The organism is Collinsella sp. AF08-23, from assembly GCF_003479805.1.
GTDB lineage: Bacteria > Actinomycetota > Coriobacteriia > Coriobacteriales > Coriobacteriaceae > Collinsella.
In genome coordinates this window covers 134,891-151,841 of sequence record NZ_QUHV01000002.1, presented here as the reverse complement: position 1 = coordinate 151,841, position 16,951 = coordinate 134,891, and the positions used below count along the sequence as shown (strand labels likewise).

The 16,951-nt window shown below is 59.0% G+C and carries 15 protein-coding genes; 3 read left to right on the top strand and 12 right to left on the bottom strand.

The window, feature by feature from the left end; genetic code table 11:
* Window positions 1-337 precede the first annotated feature (337 nt).
* Window positions 338-1,264: a homoserine O-succinyltransferase gene (gene metA, locus DWV48_RS01995; RefSeq protein WP_118652920.1), complete on the bottom strand. Its 927-nt coding sequence runs from the start codon at window positions 1,262-1,264 to the stop codon at window positions 338-340.
* A gap of 304 nt (window positions 1,265-1,568) precedes the next feature.
* On the opposite strand from metA, the gene DWV48_RS01990 reads away from it, so the two are divergent.
* Entirely contained in the window at window positions 1,569-2,546 is a 978-nt protein-coding gene (locus DWV48_RS01990; protein ID WP_118652918.1) for an L-lactate dehydrogenase, read from the top strand.
* A gap of 181 nt (window positions 2,547-2,727) precedes the next feature.
* On the opposite strand, the gene DWV48_RS01985 is transcribed toward DWV48_RS01990, so the two are convergent.
* The gene (locus DWV48_RS01985; RefSeq protein ID WP_118652916.1) at window positions 2,728-4,803 is read right to left on the bottom strand and encodes a RecQ family ATP-dependent DNA helicase; all 2,076 of its coding nucleotides are present in this window, start codon (window positions 4,801-4,803) and stop codon (window positions 2,728-2,730) included.
* A gap of 569 nt (window positions 4,804-5,372) precedes the next feature.
* Between DWV48_RS01985 and DWV48_RS01980 the strand changes: the two genes are divergently transcribed.
* A complete protein-coding gene (locus DWV48_RS01980) occupies window positions 5,373-6,380 on the top strand; it encodes a YitT family protein (protein ID WP_118652914.1) in 1,008 nt (335 codons plus the stop codon).
* An 81-nt stretch (window positions 6,381-6,461) separates the two neighbouring features.
* Here DWV48_RS01980 and DWV48_RS01975 read toward each other — a convergent pair whose 3' ends face one another.
* From DWV48_RS01975 to DWV48_RS09340, 5 genes are all read right to left on the bottom strand, one after another.
* The gene (locus DWV48_RS01975) at window positions 6,462-7,184 is read right to left on the bottom strand and encodes a GntR family transcriptional regulator (RefSeq protein ID WP_118652912.1); all 723 of its coding nucleotides are present in this window, start codon (window positions 7,182-7,184) and stop codon (window positions 6,462-6,464) included.
* Window positions 7,185-7,315: 131 nt separating this feature from the next.
* A complete protein-coding gene (locus DWV48_RS01970) occupies window positions 7,316-7,942 on the bottom strand; it encodes an HAD family phosphatase (RefSeq protein WP_118652910.1) in 627 nt (208 codons plus the stop codon).
* An 89-nt stretch (window positions 7,943-8,031) separates the two neighbouring features.
* A complete protein-coding gene (locus DWV48_RS01965) occupies window positions 8,032-9,015 on the bottom strand; it encodes an SIS domain-containing protein (RefSeq protein WP_118652908.1) in 984 nt (327 codons plus the stop codon).
* A 101-nt stretch (window positions 9,016-9,116) separates the two neighbouring features.
* The gene (locus tag DWV48_RS09345; RefSeq protein ID WP_118652906.1) at window positions 9,117-9,584 is read right to left on the bottom strand and encodes a PTS sugar transporter subunit IIB; all 468 of its coding nucleotides are present in this window, start codon (window positions 9,582-9,584) and stop codon (window positions 9,117-9,119) included.
* Entirely contained in the window at window positions 9,581-10,006 is a 426-nt protein-coding gene (locus tag DWV48_RS09340) for a PTS sugar transporter subunit IIA (RefSeq protein WP_118652904.1), read from the bottom strand. The genes DWV48_RS09345 and DWV48_RS09340 overlap by 4 nt, the downstream gene beginning before the upstream one ends.
* Window positions 10,007-10,157: 151 nt before the next feature.
* Here DWV48_RS09340 and DWV48_RS01950 point away from each other — a divergent pair, with 151 nt between their 5' ends.
* Entirely contained in the window at window positions 10,158-11,063 is a 906-nt protein-coding gene (locus DWV48_RS01950; protein WP_233546049.1) for a sugar phosphate isomerase/epimerase, read from the top strand.
* 506 nt (window positions 11,064-11,569) lie between these two features.
* On the opposite strand, the gene DWV48_RS01945 is transcribed toward DWV48_RS01950, so the two are convergent.
* From DWV48_RS01945 to DWV48_RS01925, 5 genes are all read right to left on the bottom strand, one after another.
* Entirely contained in the window at window positions 11,570-12,451 is an 882-nt protein-coding gene (locus tag DWV48_RS01945) for a PTS system mannose/fructose/sorbose family transporter subunit IID (RefSeq protein ID WP_118652900.1), read from the bottom strand.
* Window positions 12,452-12,471: 20 nt separating this feature from the next.
* Complete coding sequence (locus DWV48_RS01940) at window positions 12,472-13,269, bottom strand: PTS sugar transporter subunit IIC (RefSeq protein WP_118652898.1); 798 nt, start codon at window positions 13,267-13,269, stop codon at window positions 12,472-12,474.
* A gap of 734 nt (window positions 13,270-14,003) precedes the next feature.
* Window positions 14,004-14,561 carry a transcription repressor NadR gene (locus DWV48_RS01935; RefSeq protein ID WP_118652896.1) on the bottom strand — a complete coding sequence of 186 codons (558 nt, stop codon included), beginning with the start codon at window positions 14,559-14,561 and terminating at the stop codon, window positions 14,004-14,006.
* A 56-nt stretch (window positions 14,562-14,617) separates the two neighbouring features.
* Window positions 14,618-15,469 (bottom strand): carboxylating nicotinate-nucleotide diphosphorylase, encoded by an 852-nt coding sequence (gene nadC, locus DWV48_RS01930; protein WP_118652894.1) that lies wholly within the window; start codon window positions 15,467-15,469, stop codon window positions 14,618-14,620.
* A 95-nt stretch (window positions 15,470-15,564) separates the two neighbouring features.
* A complete protein-coding gene (locus DWV48_RS01925) occupies window positions 15,565-16,926 on the bottom strand; it encodes an L-aspartate oxidase (RefSeq protein ID WP_118652892.1) in 1,362 nt (453 codons plus the stop codon).
* Window positions 16,927-16,951: the final 25 nt, after the last annotated feature.

The window sequence follows — 16,951 nt, the reverse complement described above, 5'->3', positions numbered from 1 at the left end:
CGGCACCGCACCTGCATCCACGCACCCGAGCCGCGCAAAAGGCCCCGGCAACCCAGAAAAGGCCCCGGCGCACCCTAGAATAGCCACTGGCAAAACGCAGAAGAGCCCCAAACACCATGATTTCAGCGCCCCGCGAGACGCCGCTGCCCAGCGAGACACCGCTGCCCAGCAAAACGTCGCCACCCCACGGGACGCCACTGCCCCACGGGACGCCGCCGCATTGCGAGGCGCCACTTCTCCGCGAGGCACCTCCGCATTGCGAGGCTCCGCCGCGCGCTTGGCGCCGCATTCAGATAGCAAGACGACCCGAAGTCCGCGCGCTTCGCCCCAGCCGGAACTATTTACCAGCACCCACGCGGGTGACGTCGTAGGGCGTGGTCTGATACACGTAGTAGTTGAGCCAATTGGTGTAAATGAGCTGCGCCTGGGCGCGCCACGTGCACAGGGGTTCGCGCGCCGGATCGTCGCCGGGGAAGTAGTTCACCGGCACGTCTGGATCAATGCCTGCACGCACGTCGCGCTCGTACTCGAGCTGCAACGTATCGGCGTCATACTCGGGATGCCCAAACACGAAGAACCGCCGACTATCCACGCTTTTTACCAGGTAGAGCCCTGCCTCGGACGAACTCGCGATGACCTCGAGCTCCGGATGCGCGCGCACCGCGGCCTCATCGACCTCGGTGTAGCGCGAATGCACCGCGAAAAAGCGGTCGTCCAAGCCACGCACCAAAGGCGAACTCGGCTTCTCAATACGATGCTCGTACACGCCGGAGAGCTTGGCGGGCAGCGCGTGCTTGTCGATGTCGTAATGATGAAAGAGCCCCGCCTGCGCACCCCAACAGATGTGCAACGTTGAGTGCACATTTGTGGTAGACCAATCCATAATGTCCACCAGCTCGTCCCAGTAGTCGACATCCGCGAAGTCAAGCTTCTCAACCGGCGCTCCCGTGATAATGAGGCCGTCGAAGTGCTCATGGCGTACCTCGTCGAACGTGCGGTAGAAGGTCTCCAGGTGCTCGGGGGAGACGTTTTTCGCCTCGTGGCTACGCGTGCGCAGCAGCTCGACTTCGATCTGCAGAGGCGTATTGGAGAGCTTGCGCATGATTTGCGTCTCGGTGGCGATCTTGGTGGGCATGAGGTTCAAGATCAGCACACGAAGCGGACGAATGTCCTGGTGGAGGGCGCGGAACTCGGTCATGACAAAGATGTTCTCGCTCTCCAGCGCCGCGGTGGCGGGCAGAGCGTCAGGAATGCGAATGGGCATGGGGCCTCCTTGGTTCACGTCCCCCTATGGTACGACACAAACGCGTGCGCCGGGAGGTGGGCTCGATGCGAACCGATGCCGGAGCGAACCGAGCGCCACGGACGCCGTGCGTGCGTGTCTGCGCCGTCCCGCAACCCCGCCGCGCCCGCTGCACCTGCAGAACCCATCATGCCCGGAACGCCCGCCGCCCCCACATGCCGCCACCGCAATGTGTCAGAACTGAAACGAATCACTTTATCTCGGCGCAGCGCCATGCACGAACTACAATGACTCTTACGCGAACTTCGGCCGAAAGGACTCGGATATGTACCAGACTCGAAAGATTGGCGTGGTGGGCCAGGGCCATGTGGGCGCGCACGTTGCCGACAGTCTGCTGATGCAGGGAATCGCAGACGAGCTCTACCTGTGCGACATCAACGAGACAAAGGTGACCTCCGAAGTCCAGGACCTGCGCGACTCGCTCAGCTTCGTTCCCTACAACACCAAGATCGTCGACTGTGGAAACCGCTACGAAGAGCTCGCTTGCTGCGACATCGTCGTCAACGCCGCCGGCAAGGTCGCGCTTGCCGCAACCAATCGCGATGGCGAGCTGTTCTACACCACGGACGCCGCGCGCACCTTCGCCAACCGCATCGTCGACGCCGGGTTCGACGGCATCTTCGTAAGCATCTCCAACCCCTGCGACGTCGTGTGCACCGAGATCTGGCACCTGACCGGCTACGACCCCAAGAAGATCATCGGCTCGGGCTGTGGCTTGGACTCCGCGCGCCTGCGCACCGAGATCTCCAAGCAGATCGGCATCTCGCCCAAGTCCATCGATGCGTACATGGTCGGCGAGCACGGCTTTAGCCAGATCGGCGCATTCAAGGCCGCGACCGTCGCCGGCAAGAAGCTCAGCGAGCTCGAGGCGGAAAACCCCGAGAAGTACGCATTCGACCACATGAAGATCGAGGAACTCGCACGTAAGGGCGGCTACGTGACGTACGCGGGCAAGGGCTGCACCGAGTACGCCGTCGCCAACTCCGCCGCTCGCGTCTGCGCCGCCGTGCTGCACAACGAGCACGCCGTGCTCTCCGCCTCCACGCTCATGACCGGCCAATATGGCGAGGAGGGCATCTTCACCTCCCTGCCGTGCGTAATCGGCGCCGAAGGCGTCGAGGAGGTCTATACGCTCGATTTGTCCGAGCACGAGCTTGAGGGCTTCCACAAGAGCTGCCAACACATTCGCGACAACATCGCCCAGCTCGATTGGTGGGACGAGGCCGCCTGGGACGCCAAATAGTCAATCGACTGCCGTCTGGTCGAGCGTAACGCGCTCCTACATATCGCGCTCCTACAGAGGCCGCGCGCGGAGAAAGCACTTCCGGCGCGGCCCGTTTATTGTCCCTGCGAACGCCCACAGAGGCCTCCGTCACTGAACAATTACCCCACAGCTGCCCCAGGATGCAATCGAATGACGGCACCTACCGCACGCTTGCTTCGTACTCGGCAATCGCCGCAAGAAACGCCTCGCCATAGGCGTCGGCCTTCTTCTCGCCTATGCCTGTGACCTCGAGCAGGTCCTCGCGCGTTGCGGGACGCTTGCGGCACAAACCGCGCAGCGTCGCGTCCGAGCAGATGATGTACGCCGGGACGTTGTGCTCATCCGCCAACTTGCGACGCAAGGACCTGAGCTCGTCGAACAGCTCGGCGTCATCACCCACGCGCGGGCGAGCATCCAGCGCAGCCTCCTCACGCACCAAGTCGACCGCCCGGCGCGCCCGGCTTGCCGAGACGCTCTGGGAGGCGCGCTTCTTCACCGTAAAGGAGAAGCCACTCACACGCTGCGGATCAAGTGCCTCACCTGCGTGGGAGCCCAGGCCCACAACGGGGAACCGACCCTGCGATTGCGCCAAGTAGCCGCGACCAACCAGCTGGTCCAGGACGTCCTTGATGCGCTTGATGGAGACCTCCGCAACAACACCGTATCCCGGCGCGTCGTCGAGGTGAAATTGGCGGATCTTCTCGGTGTTGGCACCGTGCAGAACCTCGGCTATAAGTGCCTTGCCAAACCGCCCGCCCGTCGCGGAGACCAGGCGCATGGCAGCGAGCGCGATGTCCGTGACGTCCTCCACTTCATAGCGCGTCAGGCAATTGGAGCAATTGCCGCAGCCGGTCTCGCTTGACGCGGCGCCCCCGATTGCCAAAGTCGCGCTGACCGGTACGGGGCTCCCTGCCGCCGCGCCTGCGCCGATCGGGTCGGCACTCCCAGTTGCCACCCCCTTGACACCCAGCGCGCCCTCGTCGCCAAAATAGCGCAGGATGTACTCGCGCAAGCAGCCAGTGGTCTGACAGTAGCCCTCCATCTGCGCCAACAAACGGTACCGGTTCTGCCGTGTGAACGCGCGCTCTTCCGCGCTGAGCGCGTCTTCAGGCACATCCCGCTCGATAAAGTAGCGCCTCAGGCCAAAATCGTGCCCGTTCCACAGCAGGTAGCATGCGGCTGGATCACCGTCGCGCCCCGCGCGACCGGCCTCCTGGTAATAGGCTTCGATGCTCTCGGGCACATTATGATGAATCACGTAACGCACGTTGGGCTTGTCGATTCCCATGCCAAAGGCGTTCGTGGCGACCATGAGCGGTGCGGCGTCGGCGATGAAGGCGGCCTGCTCCGCCGTGCGTTCGTCTGTGCTCATGCCTGCGTGGTAGCGCGCAACACGTATTCCCTGCGGCGCAAGCGTCCGGCCCAAGTCAAAGGCCAGTTCGTCCACCGCCTTGCGAGTGGCGCAGTACACAATGCCGCTTTCGTCGGCGTGCGATGCGGCATAATCGCGAATCCAAGCCGCCTTCGCCTTGTCGCCCATCTCCTGCACGTTGAACGAGAGGTTGGCTCGGTCAAAACCCGTCACCACCGTCTGCGGCGAGCGCAGCCCCAGCATCTGGACGATGTCGTCGCGCACGCGCTCCGTCGCCGTTGCCGTAAAGGCAGCCACCACGGGGCGCGCGGGCAGGGCGGCAATGAACTCTGCTATCTGCAGGTAGGATGGGCGGAAATCCTGACCCCACTGGGAAACACAGTGGGCCTCGTCCACGGCGACGAGTGGAAGACCGATGCCTCCCGGGGCCGCGGCCGCCTGCGCAAACGCGAGGAAGCGCTCGTCGGCGAGGCGTTCGGGCGCCACGTACATGATCTGGTACCAGCCTTCAGACGCACGCTTGAGCACGGTGTTCTGCTGGGCGGGCGTGAGCGAGGAGTTGAGGTAGCTCGGGCGCGCACCGACTTCTTTGAGGGCGCGGACTTGGTCGCCCATAAGTGAGACAAGCGGAGACACCACCAGCGTGAGGCCCTGCATCATGAGCGCTGGCACCTGGTAGCAGATCGATTTTCCGGCGCCGGTGGGCATCACACCCAGCGCATCGCGGCCGGCGAGGATGGCGTCGACCATCCGCTCCTGACCCGGACGAAACGAGTCGTAGCCAAAATAGCGCTTGAGAATGTCCTTTGTTGCTTCCACGAACCCCCTATGCCTCCCGAACCGAATGCGCGGATTCGCCCGCATTGGACGAGACGGACCTAGGCTTGGTGCGCCGGGGCCTTCCACCAGGCCTGGGGTTGTTTGCGCGGTCGCGCACGCTCTCCACGTCCACCATCCATAGATTCCCTTCTTTATGCCCGCGCAAAATGCCGCTTTTCAGCATACGTGAACTCAAGTTCCATATGTATGACGACAGCGTTTGAGGACGATTCGTCTGTGCTATGATGTATCCAAGCACGCGAGGCTCACCCTCTTTTAAGCAAGTGAATCGGGTGGAACGGAACATATGTCTCGCACCTAGACTCCGGGTCGCTTGCAGGGCGGCCCGGAGTCGTCTTTTGTGCGAGAGCAGAAATTAAGACTTGGCCACGATCACCAGGACGGTGACGAGGGCCAGAAGCAAAATAACCTCGGACACGACGACCACCCCCTTCCCATTGGATGAGGGCGATGGGCACACCTCGCGTACTCGATCTCCATTATAGCAACCGGCGCGTCGCGTGCTGCAAGGCCGCTGGCGATAGACGCGGCCCGCCCGTGATACAATCGCTCGACACACCCTGTACCAACACCTACCTGCAAAAGGAGCGCCCGTGGCGAACGCCGTCGACCAGCTCACCGACCGCGCGCTCGAGCTCGCGCGCCTCACCATCGTCCGCCGCATCATCACCGCGGCGGCCGTCACGGTGTCCGCCCTGATCCAAACCTTCCTCATCCAGACCTTCGTTCAGCCCGCCGACCTCCTGCCCAGCGGCTTCACCGGCGTCGCGGTCCTCCTCGACCGCATCACCTCGCTCGGCGGCGTCCATATCGACACCTCGCTCGGTATGCTCGCGCTGAACATCCCCGTGGCACTCATGTGCTGGAGCGGCATCAGCAGGCGCTTCGTCATCTTCTCGATGACCCAAGTCGCCCTCTCCTCGCTGTTCCTCAACATCTTCGACTTCGCGCCTTTCCTGGGCGACAAGATCATGCTCATCATCTTCGGCGGCGTGGTCTCGGGGCTCTCCATCGCCATCGCCCTCAAGGCGGGCGCCTCCACCGGAGGAACCGACTTCATCGCGCTGTGGGTCTCGAACCACACGGGCAAGACCATCTGGGGAGTGATCTTCGCCTTCAACTGCCTCATCCTCGTGATCTTCGGTTGGATGTTCGGATGGGACAACGCCGCGTACTCAATCGTGTTCCAGTTCATATCCACCAAGACGATCGACAGCTTCTACCACCGTTACGACCGCGTGACCCTGCAGATCACCACCCGCCTGGCCGACGAGGTCATGACCGCCTACGTCAACCACTTCCAGCACGGCATCAGCTGCGCCGAGGTCATCGGCGGCTACAGCCGCGAGAAGATGTACCTGCTGCACACCGTTGTGTCCACATACGAGAGCCAGGACATCATCAAGCTCGTGTGCGACATCGACCCCGGCGCCGTGATCAACGTGTTCCATACGCTCGACTTCGTGGGCGGATGGTGGGGTGGCCATGTGGATGAGCCGTTGCCCACCGCGGTGCCCGACCCCGACAAACCCGCCCGCCTGCTCTCCAAGCAGGCCCGCAGGCACGAACCCGCCGGCCTGCAGCAGGACGACGGCAGGTAATCCCCGCACATCCCATATGGCGGCGCGCCGTCATATCGACCCACCGCCATGCCGAAGCTCCGTTATATCGAGCGCTTTTGCCTACAACACGAAGCGGTACCTGCTGCCCACGTAGTACTGGCGGCCGATGCACACGGGGTTGTCCTCGTCGTCGGCGAAGCAGACATTCAGGAAGAGCAGCGGGTCGCCCACCGAGATCGCCAACCTCGACGCCTGCTCCTGCGTGGCGCGAACCGCCTCGACGGTGCGTCTTGGTGTTTTAGTCGGCCGGTGTCCGGTAACTTCCGCAATTTTGTCGAACAGGGATACGTCCTCCAAATCGACGTTGAGAAGCTCTTGGCAACCTTCGTACGGCACGAAAACATTTTCTTCGAAAATCGGCTGCTCGTCGGCAGTGCGAATTCGCTGGACATACAGGAGTAGCGCCGACTCGTCGAGGCCAAAGAACTTCGCTTCCTCCAAGCGCACGGGGACGATGAGGCGATTGAGAACATGGGCACCAGGCTTCATGTTGCTGTCGCGACACACATCTGTAAAACTCCGCGCCGCCGTATATTGCAGAAGACGGCGATTAATGTGAGGCGTGCTCACGAAGGTGCCGCGACCCTGCTGCTTGACCAAATATCCCTCGGCACACAACTCCTCAACAGCACGGCGAACGGTGATACGGCTCACTCCATAACGCTCGGAAAGCTCCGGCTCGGAGGGAATCCGCTCCTTCGGAACGTAATCCCCCGCCTCGATCGCCCCTTTAATCTCTTCGAAAATCTGCTGGTACAGAGGTGCCGACTTGCTATTTGTCATGATTCCATCCAATTATGTGATGTATATAACGTCTTAAGTATAATCGCTTGCGCATCAGTTGAGCCCGCCTCAGCCGGCAATGGCATACACCTCGGTAAACGGTAAAAAGCCAATCGCCGTCCAGACCTTGACTACAGCTCGTCCATGATTGCGCCCAAAGTGTCAATCACTTTATCTGCCCGAGATTGATCGAGCACAACCCCGTCGCGGGGCCTCAATGCCAAGACACGTGCGCCAGAACGCACGCCCGACTCAATACCAGTAGGAGAGTCTTCGACGACTAAGCATTCGGAAGGCTCAACCCTCAAATAGCTCATCGCTCTCGCGTAGATTTCAGGATCAGGCTTGAAAGCATTGCACTCAAACCCACTTATCACATAGTCTACAATACCCCTGATTCCCGCAACGCTAATGACCTCCTCAATCATGTCTCGATATGATGAACTCGCAATAGCAGTCTTTATTCCGCGTTCGTGCAACTTTCGAAACGTGTCCCTCACCCCATCATTGAGAAGCTCGGAATACGGAATGGGGTGAGCATCGCAATAGGGGCCATATGCCTCACATAGACGTTCACGCAGCCCTAAATCGTTAGGGATGAGCACCTCCCAAGTTTCGGCAGTGCTAATACCAGTCAAATCGGGAAAAACATCGTATGTTATCCCGCACTCAGCTAAATATGCCTCACGACGCCTGCTGTAAAACCACTCTGTATCTACCAGCACACCGTCCATGTCAAACAGCACTGCCCTAATCATAGGAACCTCCCTGTAATAAAGGGCGGCCCCATAAGGAGCCGCCCCGCCGAGTCAAAATACAAATCGCAGACAGAACCTGCGGCCTTCACCTAGTAGGTGAGCTTCCACATGTAGCGACGCATGGTCAGCGGGTGCTGACGGGCCTCGGCGATCTGGTTGCCGTACTCGCGCATAACGGCGAGGTGCAGCAGCGGGTTGAAGTAGGTGATGACGCTTGCCGGCACAGCGTCGGCCAGACCGTAGTCCTTGGAGTCGATCAGAGCGACCTTGGCGCCCATGCGCTCAAGGAAGGTGAGGGCGCGGGCGTCCATCGGACGGGTGGCACCATCGGACATGAAGAAGACGTAGGGCTTACCCTCGGTGGAAACCTCGAACGGGCCGTGGAAGTACTCGCCGGTGTTGTAGGCGGCGGCGTCGATCCACTGCATCTCGGTGAACAGGAAGGCGGCGTGAGAATAAGCCATCTTCTCGGAGGCACCGGAAGCCATGAAGTAGATCATCTTGTCGTCCTTGAAGTCCTCGGCGAACTTCTTGGCGAGCTTCTTGCAGTGCTGAGCGGCGTTCTCGCACAGGTCGAAGATGTTGGTGAGGCCGGTGATCATATCCTCGTAGCGATCATAGCCCTCGGTCTGCTGAAGGATCTCGAGAGCAAGAGCGATGGCATAGCCAGGCTTCTCGGCCTTGGCGGCATAGTTGGCGTGGAAGCCGTGGACGATGACGTGGTCGGCGTCGACGGTCAGAGCGGAGCCAGCCTTGTTGGTGAGGGAGACGACCGGGCAGTTGTGCTTCTTGGCGGTCTTGTTGGCCTCGACGGTCTCGGGCGTGGAGCCACCGAGGGAGCAGGTGATCACGAAGGTGTGCTCGTTGACCCAGGAAGGCGTGTCGTAGTTGAACTCGTTAGCGGTGAAGATCTGAACGTTCAGCTTGTCCGTGTTGTTGGCCAGGAAGTACTTGGCGGGGTACAGGTCGGACATGGAGGCACCGCAGCCGACGAAGGCGACGCTGTGGATCTCGTGGTTGGACAGGACGTCAGCGACGATCTGCTTAGGGAGGTTAAGGTCGATCTCGTACATAACATGCTTCCTTTCTATGCTGCCGCGACAAGACTCTCCTACGCGCCGTCGTGGCACCTATAAACAAATGGTTTTATGCAGTGGATTTAAACCGCCGTACGCTAAACAGACGTAATAGGTTCTTTCGGGAACGAAGGGGTCTGCTGGCTATAGAGCTTCACGCCCATTGCGAGCAACTCTCGGGTATCACTTTGTTCAGACTCATCCAAAAAGACGCTTTGGTCAATCTGCTTCGAACCGTCCTTATTAAAGGTGGCTCCATATTGGATCTCGTTAATCGCACCAGTAGCCTTACACACGTCGACAAGCGCCTTAGTAGTACCAAAGACCATCATGATATTCTCGTTGAGCTCGAGAATCTTTGGCATCTTCGTGATAGCTTTCTCAACGGTAAAGAAATTCAGGCGAATCCCCGCGGGCTTTGCGAGCTTCAGGGCGGCAGACTTCATTTCGTCATTCGCCGCCGCATCGTCAACCAAAATGATACGCTGAGCGCTCAGGTGGTTCACCCAGGCTGCCAAAATCTGGCCGTGTACCAAACGATAGTCCAAACGCACAAGCTTGATCATAGGTCGTCCTCCTCTTCTTCCTGTGCCTTCTGAGCCAAAAGGGCCGCGACGTCTTGGATGCCGCCCTTGCTTTGCGAGATGATTTCGTCAATGCGCTCTCGAGAAAGAGGCCCGGTTGCCAACGACATCTCAAGCACTAGAGGAAAATTCATCCCAGAGATCACCGTGACAGAGGGACGCTGGGCAAGCACGGAAACCATCGAGTTATTCACGCTGCTACCCATCATATCGGTCAAAATATAAACTGCATCAGACGGCTCGAACGAGTCGATTAGCGCAATCGTGCGCTCGTCGATCCGATCCTTGTCATCCCTCTCCAGCGAAACCACGTGAACACGCGACACATCGCCAATAATCATTTCGAGCGTATCGCGGGCACCAGCCGCAAGGCCACCATGCGACGCAAGTATGAGTTGATTCATACGTACCTCCTATTCGTTACTGACATCATAGACGTTATATACCGATTGGTCTAGATTCAAGTTGAAATGTCCGTTTATCGCCGAATATCTACCGTTCACGGCAAGAACCCCAGGTCTGCACATCATACATCTCTTTAATTTATAATCGTATATGACGTCTGAGACGTGTTTGTTGATAAATCCTTGGAAAGGAGTCGGGATGGCACAGCCTCGCATTGAACTTGCCACCATGAACCACCACTACATGTTCTATGACCTTGATGACTTTTTTGCCAATGCACAAAAGCTCGGCTATCCCTGCGTCGAGCTATGGACATCTCCCCAGCACTTCTTTATGGATTATCGGCAGAACGATCCCATTGAGCGCCTAAGCCATCTCATCGATGAATACGGCATCCGCATCCACGGCATATGCCCGGAGCAATGCAACCCCAAACCACACAATATGGCGGCAAAAGACGCGAGCATCCAAGAACGCACACTTGCATATTTTACCCGTGCCGTCGATGTTGCAAAAAGCGTTGGCGCAACTCAGGTGCTCGTAACGAGTGGCTGGGCGTATTACAACGAGCCAGTTGAAACCGCACGCGAGCGTAGTGCGACCATGCTCAAACAGGTCGCGCGCTATGCAGGCGAGCAGGACATCAACCTCGCCATCGAAGCCTTGCGCGCGCCCGAGTCGCGCATCGCCAACACCGTTGCCGACCTCAATCTTCTACTATCCATGGTCGATGAGCCCGCATTGAAAGTCTGCCTCGATATCGGCGCCATGGTGAGCGCTGGCAACACTATTCAGGAGTATTTCGATACCTTTGGCCCCAAGATGATTCATGCCCACTATGTCGATACCGGCGAGCGTTCACTCCACCTTGCCCTTGGCGACGGAGAACGTGATATTGCGACTGACATCCTCACCTTTGAGCAGAACGGCTACCAAGGGGTGTTAAGCGTCGAGTGCACCGATTCCGCAACGCTCACCGATCCCATGGCAGCCGATGCGCGGTCAATGGCAACCTATCTTAGCGCCTACGAGAAGATCGAAGCCGCACGCGCATAACGCGCACCCCACCAAAAGACAGAAACCCTCCATCCCCCGTTTCTCATACAGCAGAAACGGGGGCTTCTTGTCTCTGACAATGCCAGCCACCGGTCATGCAGCGGAACCAAAAGACCCCACGCAAAGCACCCACTCATATGGTTCTCAGCAACCTCGAAAGGAAAAAGGCCGCCCGTGGCGGTAAGGATCCGGACTCTCATAACCCATCCGCACATTGACATCAACATGATGACCCTGCGGCACACGCACATTCGACACCTACGCCATCACAGCTTTCGCCACACCCGTCCACATTTCGATGAGCCATGGCTGCGAACGAATCGGCGAGCCACTACTTGCCCGCAACCACTGGCAACAGTCGGGGACCAGGTCCTGCCCAAGACCGACATACTTCAAAGATGTCTCACTCGAAGCACCAGACCCCGCTCGACACATTTCGTCAACATACGAAAAGGCGCAGACCCGTCAACGATCTGCGCCTAATAAGGGGGCTATATACGCAATTGCTATGCAAGAATTCCAAAGAAGCTTGCAGCCAAGCTAGCAGCAATGCCGCCCAGCAGCAACACCGTGAGGCTGACCTTCTTCTTGAGCAGCCAGTAGAAAGTCATAGTAATAGCCAAGGGAATCATTGCCGGGAAGATGCCGTTCAGCACGTCCTGAATTACCAAAGCTCCATCCTGGAACTGCAACGGGGTCGTAATACCAACCATCGTGGCAATCATCGCGCCCACAGTCATGAGGCCAACAATGCTCGCAACGTACATCACGCGCTCCATCATGCCGCCGCTCTGCAGCTGCTTTACGTAGTCGGCACCAAGTGTATAACCGAGTTTGCCGCCAAACCAAGTAATAAGGGCTTTAGGGATGCCGGAGATGAGGATCGCCAAAATAGGTCCAAGAATGGAGCCCTGCGCTGCCAGGGACGCGCCCAATCCGAAAGAGATAATGCGAAGCGTTCCCTCAAGCAATGAATCGCCAATGCCCGAAAGCGGACCCATAAGCGAAACCTTTAGGCTGTTCATCACCTCAGGGTTGAAGTGTTTGGGGTCGCGAGCGTACTCTTCCTCCATCGAGGCAACGAGACCAAGCACAAAGCTGTTCAGCTGTTGCGTGATGTTATACAAAGCGGTATGACGGTGATAGGCCTCCTTCTTTCGCTCGAGAATCTCCGGGTCGGACTCATCTGTGTAAATGCGGTCGAGCGTCGGCGCAATGGAATAGAGGAAGCCCAGGTTCATCTGGCCCTCATAGTTCCACGAAGATTGGATCGCCCAGGTGCGCCAGAAGAACTGCCAAAGGCGCTTCTTCTCGGAAACAGGTTGCGGCTCCAAGCTTTTCAGCTCGGTCGTGCTGGATGCCTGCTCAACAGTAATCTGCTCTGCCATTGAAATGACCTCCTTCTTTCTTAGTCGTCGTCCTCGAGCGGATCATAGTCGTCTGCGGCCTGGGTTGCGAACTGGCCGCCACCATCACGGAATTTGAGATCCACGAGCAGCAGGGCGAGCAACACAGCAAAGATCGCAACGGCGGTAACGTTAATGTTAAGGAAGGCCGCAGCAAAGAAGCCAACGAAGAAAAAGAGGGCCATCTTCTTGGTAAGCATGATATTAAGCAGCAGGGCCATGCCGAGAGCAGTAAGGACATTGCCGGCAAGGTTAAGTCCACTTGTGACCCATGCGGGAATCATATCCACAATAGACTGGACAAGATCGGTGCCGACATAGATCGCAAGGAAGATAGGCACGAAATACATCAGAGCATACAGGACATTACCCCAAATAATATGAAGGTGAAGCGCCTGCTTAAATTTGCCCTGATCGATAAGGGTGTCGGCCTTATGAGAAAATGCCGCGAGGACCATGCGCACCGCAAGACCAATCGCTTGGCCAAATGCGGCAACAGGGACTGCGATGGTCAACGCCGCCTCCGGACCCGCTCCGGTCAAGATGCAAAACGCCGTAGCAACGATAGATCCCATATTCATGTCGGGGATCATCGCGGCGCCCACATTAATCAAACCGATGCTCATAAGTTCGAGCGTCGCGCCAGCGGCCAAAGCCGTGGGGATGTCACCAAGCACGATGCCGACCATCGTGGCGCCAATAAGCGGGCGCTCAAGACTCAGGCGCCCCAGCATACGGGAGTCCATGATGCAAATGACACCCACGAGGCCAACGGCTATTGCTGCATAAAGCTGATTCATTACCGTCTCCTTTCCATCAATTCTTTATGGCGCTTCGAAGCGCCCTCACCGAAGCGCGCGAGTCCGGATCCCGCGGCAACATGTGACATAAGTCATCATATACGTCTTATACGTTGTATACGATTTAGTTACATCAGTCTTGGGTAGACGGTAGCTATTTCCATGTGAACGGTCTTCATCTATCAACATCCTCAAACTGTCCCTCGCCGCTGCGCCCGAACAAGAACTCTTCCGACAGCCTTGTGAAGATAACGGTTATGGCAGAAAAAGCGACTACAGAAGGCATGGCACCATAACAACCAAAGCATCGGATCGATAACATATTTTGGCATGCCGCACGAGACGGCAGCTGACACCTCCAGCAAGCAAAGAGCCCCAAGCGGACCACCGCTCCGGCATCAAACGCCCGCCCCGCTCCACGTCTCAAAGCGCGTCCAGCGCACCGACCGGGCCAAATACGTCGAGCCTATTGGGTAGCCAGCCAAAGGGGCCGTATGCCAAGCCGGGCCCAAGGGGTCGGGCGCCGAGCGTGCCCGCGAGAGTTAACTCTCGCGGCGACATTTCCGCCATGATGGCAAATACGCTCTTCGAGAGTTAACTTTCGCGGAAGCTATTTCGGCGCAAGAGCAAAAACGTGCCGCGAGAGTTAACTTTCGCGGCACTTTCGCGCGGAGCCGCCATGGGATGGGACATGCCGCGACCGGCACAGGCAGTTGCGAAACGCCGCCCGAGCGTTACCCGTCCAGGCCCTCACGCTCATAGGGGAAGACCTCGGCAAGATAGCCCTTGGCCGCAAGGGCGGCCTCAATGGCGTCCAGGGCCTCCTCCGTATCGGCAGAAATACGATGAAAATGATAGCCACTCGTCACCGTCATCAACGGTGTGCTCTTGCCCGTGCGGATGTCTTCGAGGTAGCGGGCTATGCCGCTACGGCTGCGTATGTCCAGATTGGCGGTGATTTTGCCGTATGCGCGATGATTTACCATAACGGTTTGAACGGTTCCGCCCAGGTCGACGACGGTCTGGAGCTCGTCCTCAAGTTGATCGATAGTGTGGTGAACCTTGATAAGACGCGTGGGAACCGAGAGCTCCGAGGCGCCCTCGCGCAGCACGTACCCGCGATTGGTCGCAACGATGTCGTGCCCATCGGCACGCAGCAGGGCGATGTCCTGCACGATCACCTGTCGGCTCACACCGGCGACGCTTGCGAGCGCCGTCCCGCTCACCGGGCGTTTTGCGCCACGCAAGGACTGCAAGATGGCATCCCTGCGCTCATGACCCATTAGCGGCATCGCCGCACCTCCCGTCTCGCACTCTCCGAACGAACCACATCCCACATCAAGATGAGCTAGAGCAGGCGCAGGTGCTTGAGCGAGAGATCCAGAATGGGCGCCGAATGGGTAAGCGCTCCCGACGAGATGATATCGACGCCCAGATCGGCGATCTCACGGATATTGCTCGCGTCAACGTTGCCCGAGGCCTCGACCTTGGCGTGGCCATCAATGAGCGCAATGGCCTCGCGCATCTGCTCGCGATCCATATTGTCGAGCATGATGATGTCCGCACCAGCATCGAGTGCCTCTTGCACCATATTCAGGCTCTCGCACTCAACTTCCACCGTGCACACAAAGGGCGCATGGGCGCGAGCACCTGCCACGGCGGCAGCGATACCTCCCGCCGCATCGATATGGTTGTCCTTGAGCATGACCGCCTGTGAAAGGTTGTAGCGGTGATTGTGGCCACCGCCTGCCTCGACCGCCGCTTTTTCGAATATGCGAAGGCCAGGCGTGGTCTTGCGCGTGTCGGCAAGCAGGGTCTTGGTACCTTCGAGCTCCTTTGCCATGGTACGTGTATACGTTGCGATACCGCTCATGCGCTGCAGGAAGTTGAGAGCCACGCGCTCACCGGAGAGCAGCACGCGGGCGTCGCCGCGCACCGTCCCTAGCACCTGGCCGGGCTCGACCTCGTCGCCATCACTCACGCGCGCGTCGAACGTCGTGGCAGGGTCGAGCAGGGTAAAGGCACGCTCGAACACATCCAACCCCGCGATGACGCCCGCTGCCTTCGCAATGAGTTGAACCTCGGCCTCCCGCGGACCGGAGCAGACCGACTCGGTCGACAGATCGCCCGCGTTCATGTCCTCGCGCAGGGCAAAACGGATGATATCGTCGGCAACAAGGTTCATGGTGATTGGATTCACAAGAATTCCTTTCGTAAGCATGACGGTCGTGAGCATGACGGGCGCGCCGCACGCCAAGGGGCGCGTCGCAGATAGCGCACCTCAAGGCGCGCTCATCACGCGTGCACGAGCACGTCGATGTTGAGGTTTTGGCGCACCTGACCGGGCAACAGGCGATGTGCGCCGTCGAGCGCGGGCTCGCCCGCCTTCTCGACTTCCAGGCTCTCCCCCGTCGCCATCTTCCACGCCGCACGGCGCGCAAAAACGAGCGACTCAAGCAACGAATTGCTCGCAAGGCGGTTCCTGCCATGCACACCATTGCACGCCGCCTCGCCGGCAACATACAGATGCGGCATCGTGGTCGCCGAATCCCGATCGACCCAAACGCCACCCATGAAGTAGTGCTGCGTGGGCACCACAGGAATAGGCTCCTCGAGGATGTCGCGCCCCTCTTGCTGGCAGTGGGCTCGGATGTTGGCAAAGTGCGTGCGTACGATCTCGCGATCAACGGGATCAAAGCTCAGCCACTCGTACTCCGCGTCCTCATCGCGCATCTCGTCTTGAATGGCGCGCGCCACCACGTCCCTGGGCTGCAGCTCGTCGGTAAAGCGCTCGCCGGCTTGGTTGAGCAAAACCGCTCCCTCGCCACGGCAACTCTCTGAGATGAGGAACGTGCGACCGGGCTTTTCGGAATACAGGCCCGTGGGATGAATCTGAACGTAGTCCAAGTGTTCCTGACTGACCCCATATTCGTTCGCCAGGAAACACGCATCGCCGGTGAGCTGCGGGAAGTTTGTGGAGTGCTGGTACACGCCTCCGATGCCGCCCGTTGCGAGCAGCACATCACGCGCCCGAATCTCAAACGGCGCTCCCACGCCCTCGGGACGGACACCCCGCTCACTCTGTTCACCGCGCAGCTCTTCGACCGTCGCAGCCGAGGCATTCTCCGTTACCGGCACGGCGATCACGCCTGCGCACGTATGGTCATCAACGATGAGGTCGACGGCGGCAACGTGTTCGAGAACGGTCACATTGGGCAGCCGTTTGACCGCCGCGAGCAGAGACTCGGTAATCTCCTTGCCTGTCACATCCGCATGGAATGCGATTCGCGGACGCGAGTGCGCACCTTCGCGCGTGAACGCGAGCGAACCGTCCTCAGCCCGATCGAAATCCGTCCCCAACGCCACGAGGTCGTTGATGACCGAACGGGATGATCGAATCACGATGTCCACGCTCTCGCGCCGGTTCTCATAATGACCCGCGCGCATGGTGTCCTCAAAGAACGCGTCGTAATCCGCGGCCTCGGGCAATACGCAGATGCCCCCTTGGGCGAGCATGGAGTCGCATTCGTCAACCGCGCCCTTGGAAAGCATAACCACCCGCATATCGCTCGGCAAGTTGAGCGCGGCGTACAAACCCGCCACGCCACAGCCGGCGATTACCACATCGCATGTCATATCTTTGTATGCAGCCTCCATCGTGCCGCCCCTTTCGCCGCGCATG

Excerpts from the sequence above, each read along its gene's own strand:
- metA (WP_118652920.1), bottom strand. The coding sequence starts at position 1,264 with ATGCCCATTCGCATTCCTGACGCTCTGCCCGCCACCGCGGCGCTGGAG.
- DWV48_RS01990 (WP_118652918.1), top strand. The coding sequence starts at position 1,569 with ATGTACCAGACTCGAAAGATTGGCGTGGTGGGCCAGGGCCATGTGGGC.
- DWV48_RS01985 (WP_118652916.1), bottom strand. The coding sequence starts at position 4,803 with ATGCGGGCGAATCCGCGCATTCGGTTCGGGAGGCATAGGGGGTTCGTG.
- DWV48_RS01975 (WP_118652912.1), bottom strand. The coding sequence starts at position 7,184 with ATGACAAATAGCAAGTCGGCACCTCTGTACCAGCAGATTTTCGAAGAG.
- DWV48_RS01970 (WP_118652910.1), bottom strand. The coding sequence starts at position 7,942 with ATGATTAGGGCAGTGCTGTTTGACATGGACGGTGTGCTGGTAGATACA.
- DWV48_RS01965 (WP_118652908.1), bottom strand. The coding sequence starts at position 9,015 with ATGTACGAGATCGACCTTAACCTCCCTAAGCAGATCGTCGCTGACGTC.
- DWV48_RS09345 (WP_118652906.1), bottom strand. The coding sequence starts at position 9,584 with ATGATCAAGCTTGTGCGTTTGGACTATCGTTTGGTACACGGCCAGATT.
- DWV48_RS09340 (WP_118652904.1), bottom strand. The coding sequence starts at position 10,006 with ATGAATCAACTCATACTTGCGTCGCATGGTGGCCTTGCGGCTGGTGCC.
- DWV48_RS01950 (WP_233546049.1), top strand. The coding sequence starts at position 10,158 with ATGACGTCTGAGACGTGTTTGTTGATAAATCCTTGGAAAGGAGTCGGG.
- DWV48_RS01945 (WP_118652900.1), bottom strand. The coding sequence starts at position 12,451 with ATGGCAGAGCAGATTACTGTTGAGCAGGCATCCAGCACGACCGAGCTG.
- DWV48_RS01940 (WP_118652898.1), bottom strand. The coding sequence starts at position 13,269 with ATGAATCAGCTTTATGCAGCAATAGCCGTTGGCCTCGTGGGTGTCATT.
- DWV48_RS01935 (WP_118652896.1), bottom strand. The coding sequence starts at position 14,561 with ATGCCGCTAATGGGTCATGAGCGCAGGGATGCCATCTTGCAGTCCTTG.
- DWV48_RS01925 (WP_118652892.1), bottom strand. The coding sequence starts at position 16,926 with ATGGAGGCTGCATACAAAGATATGACATGCGATGTGGTAATCGCCGGC.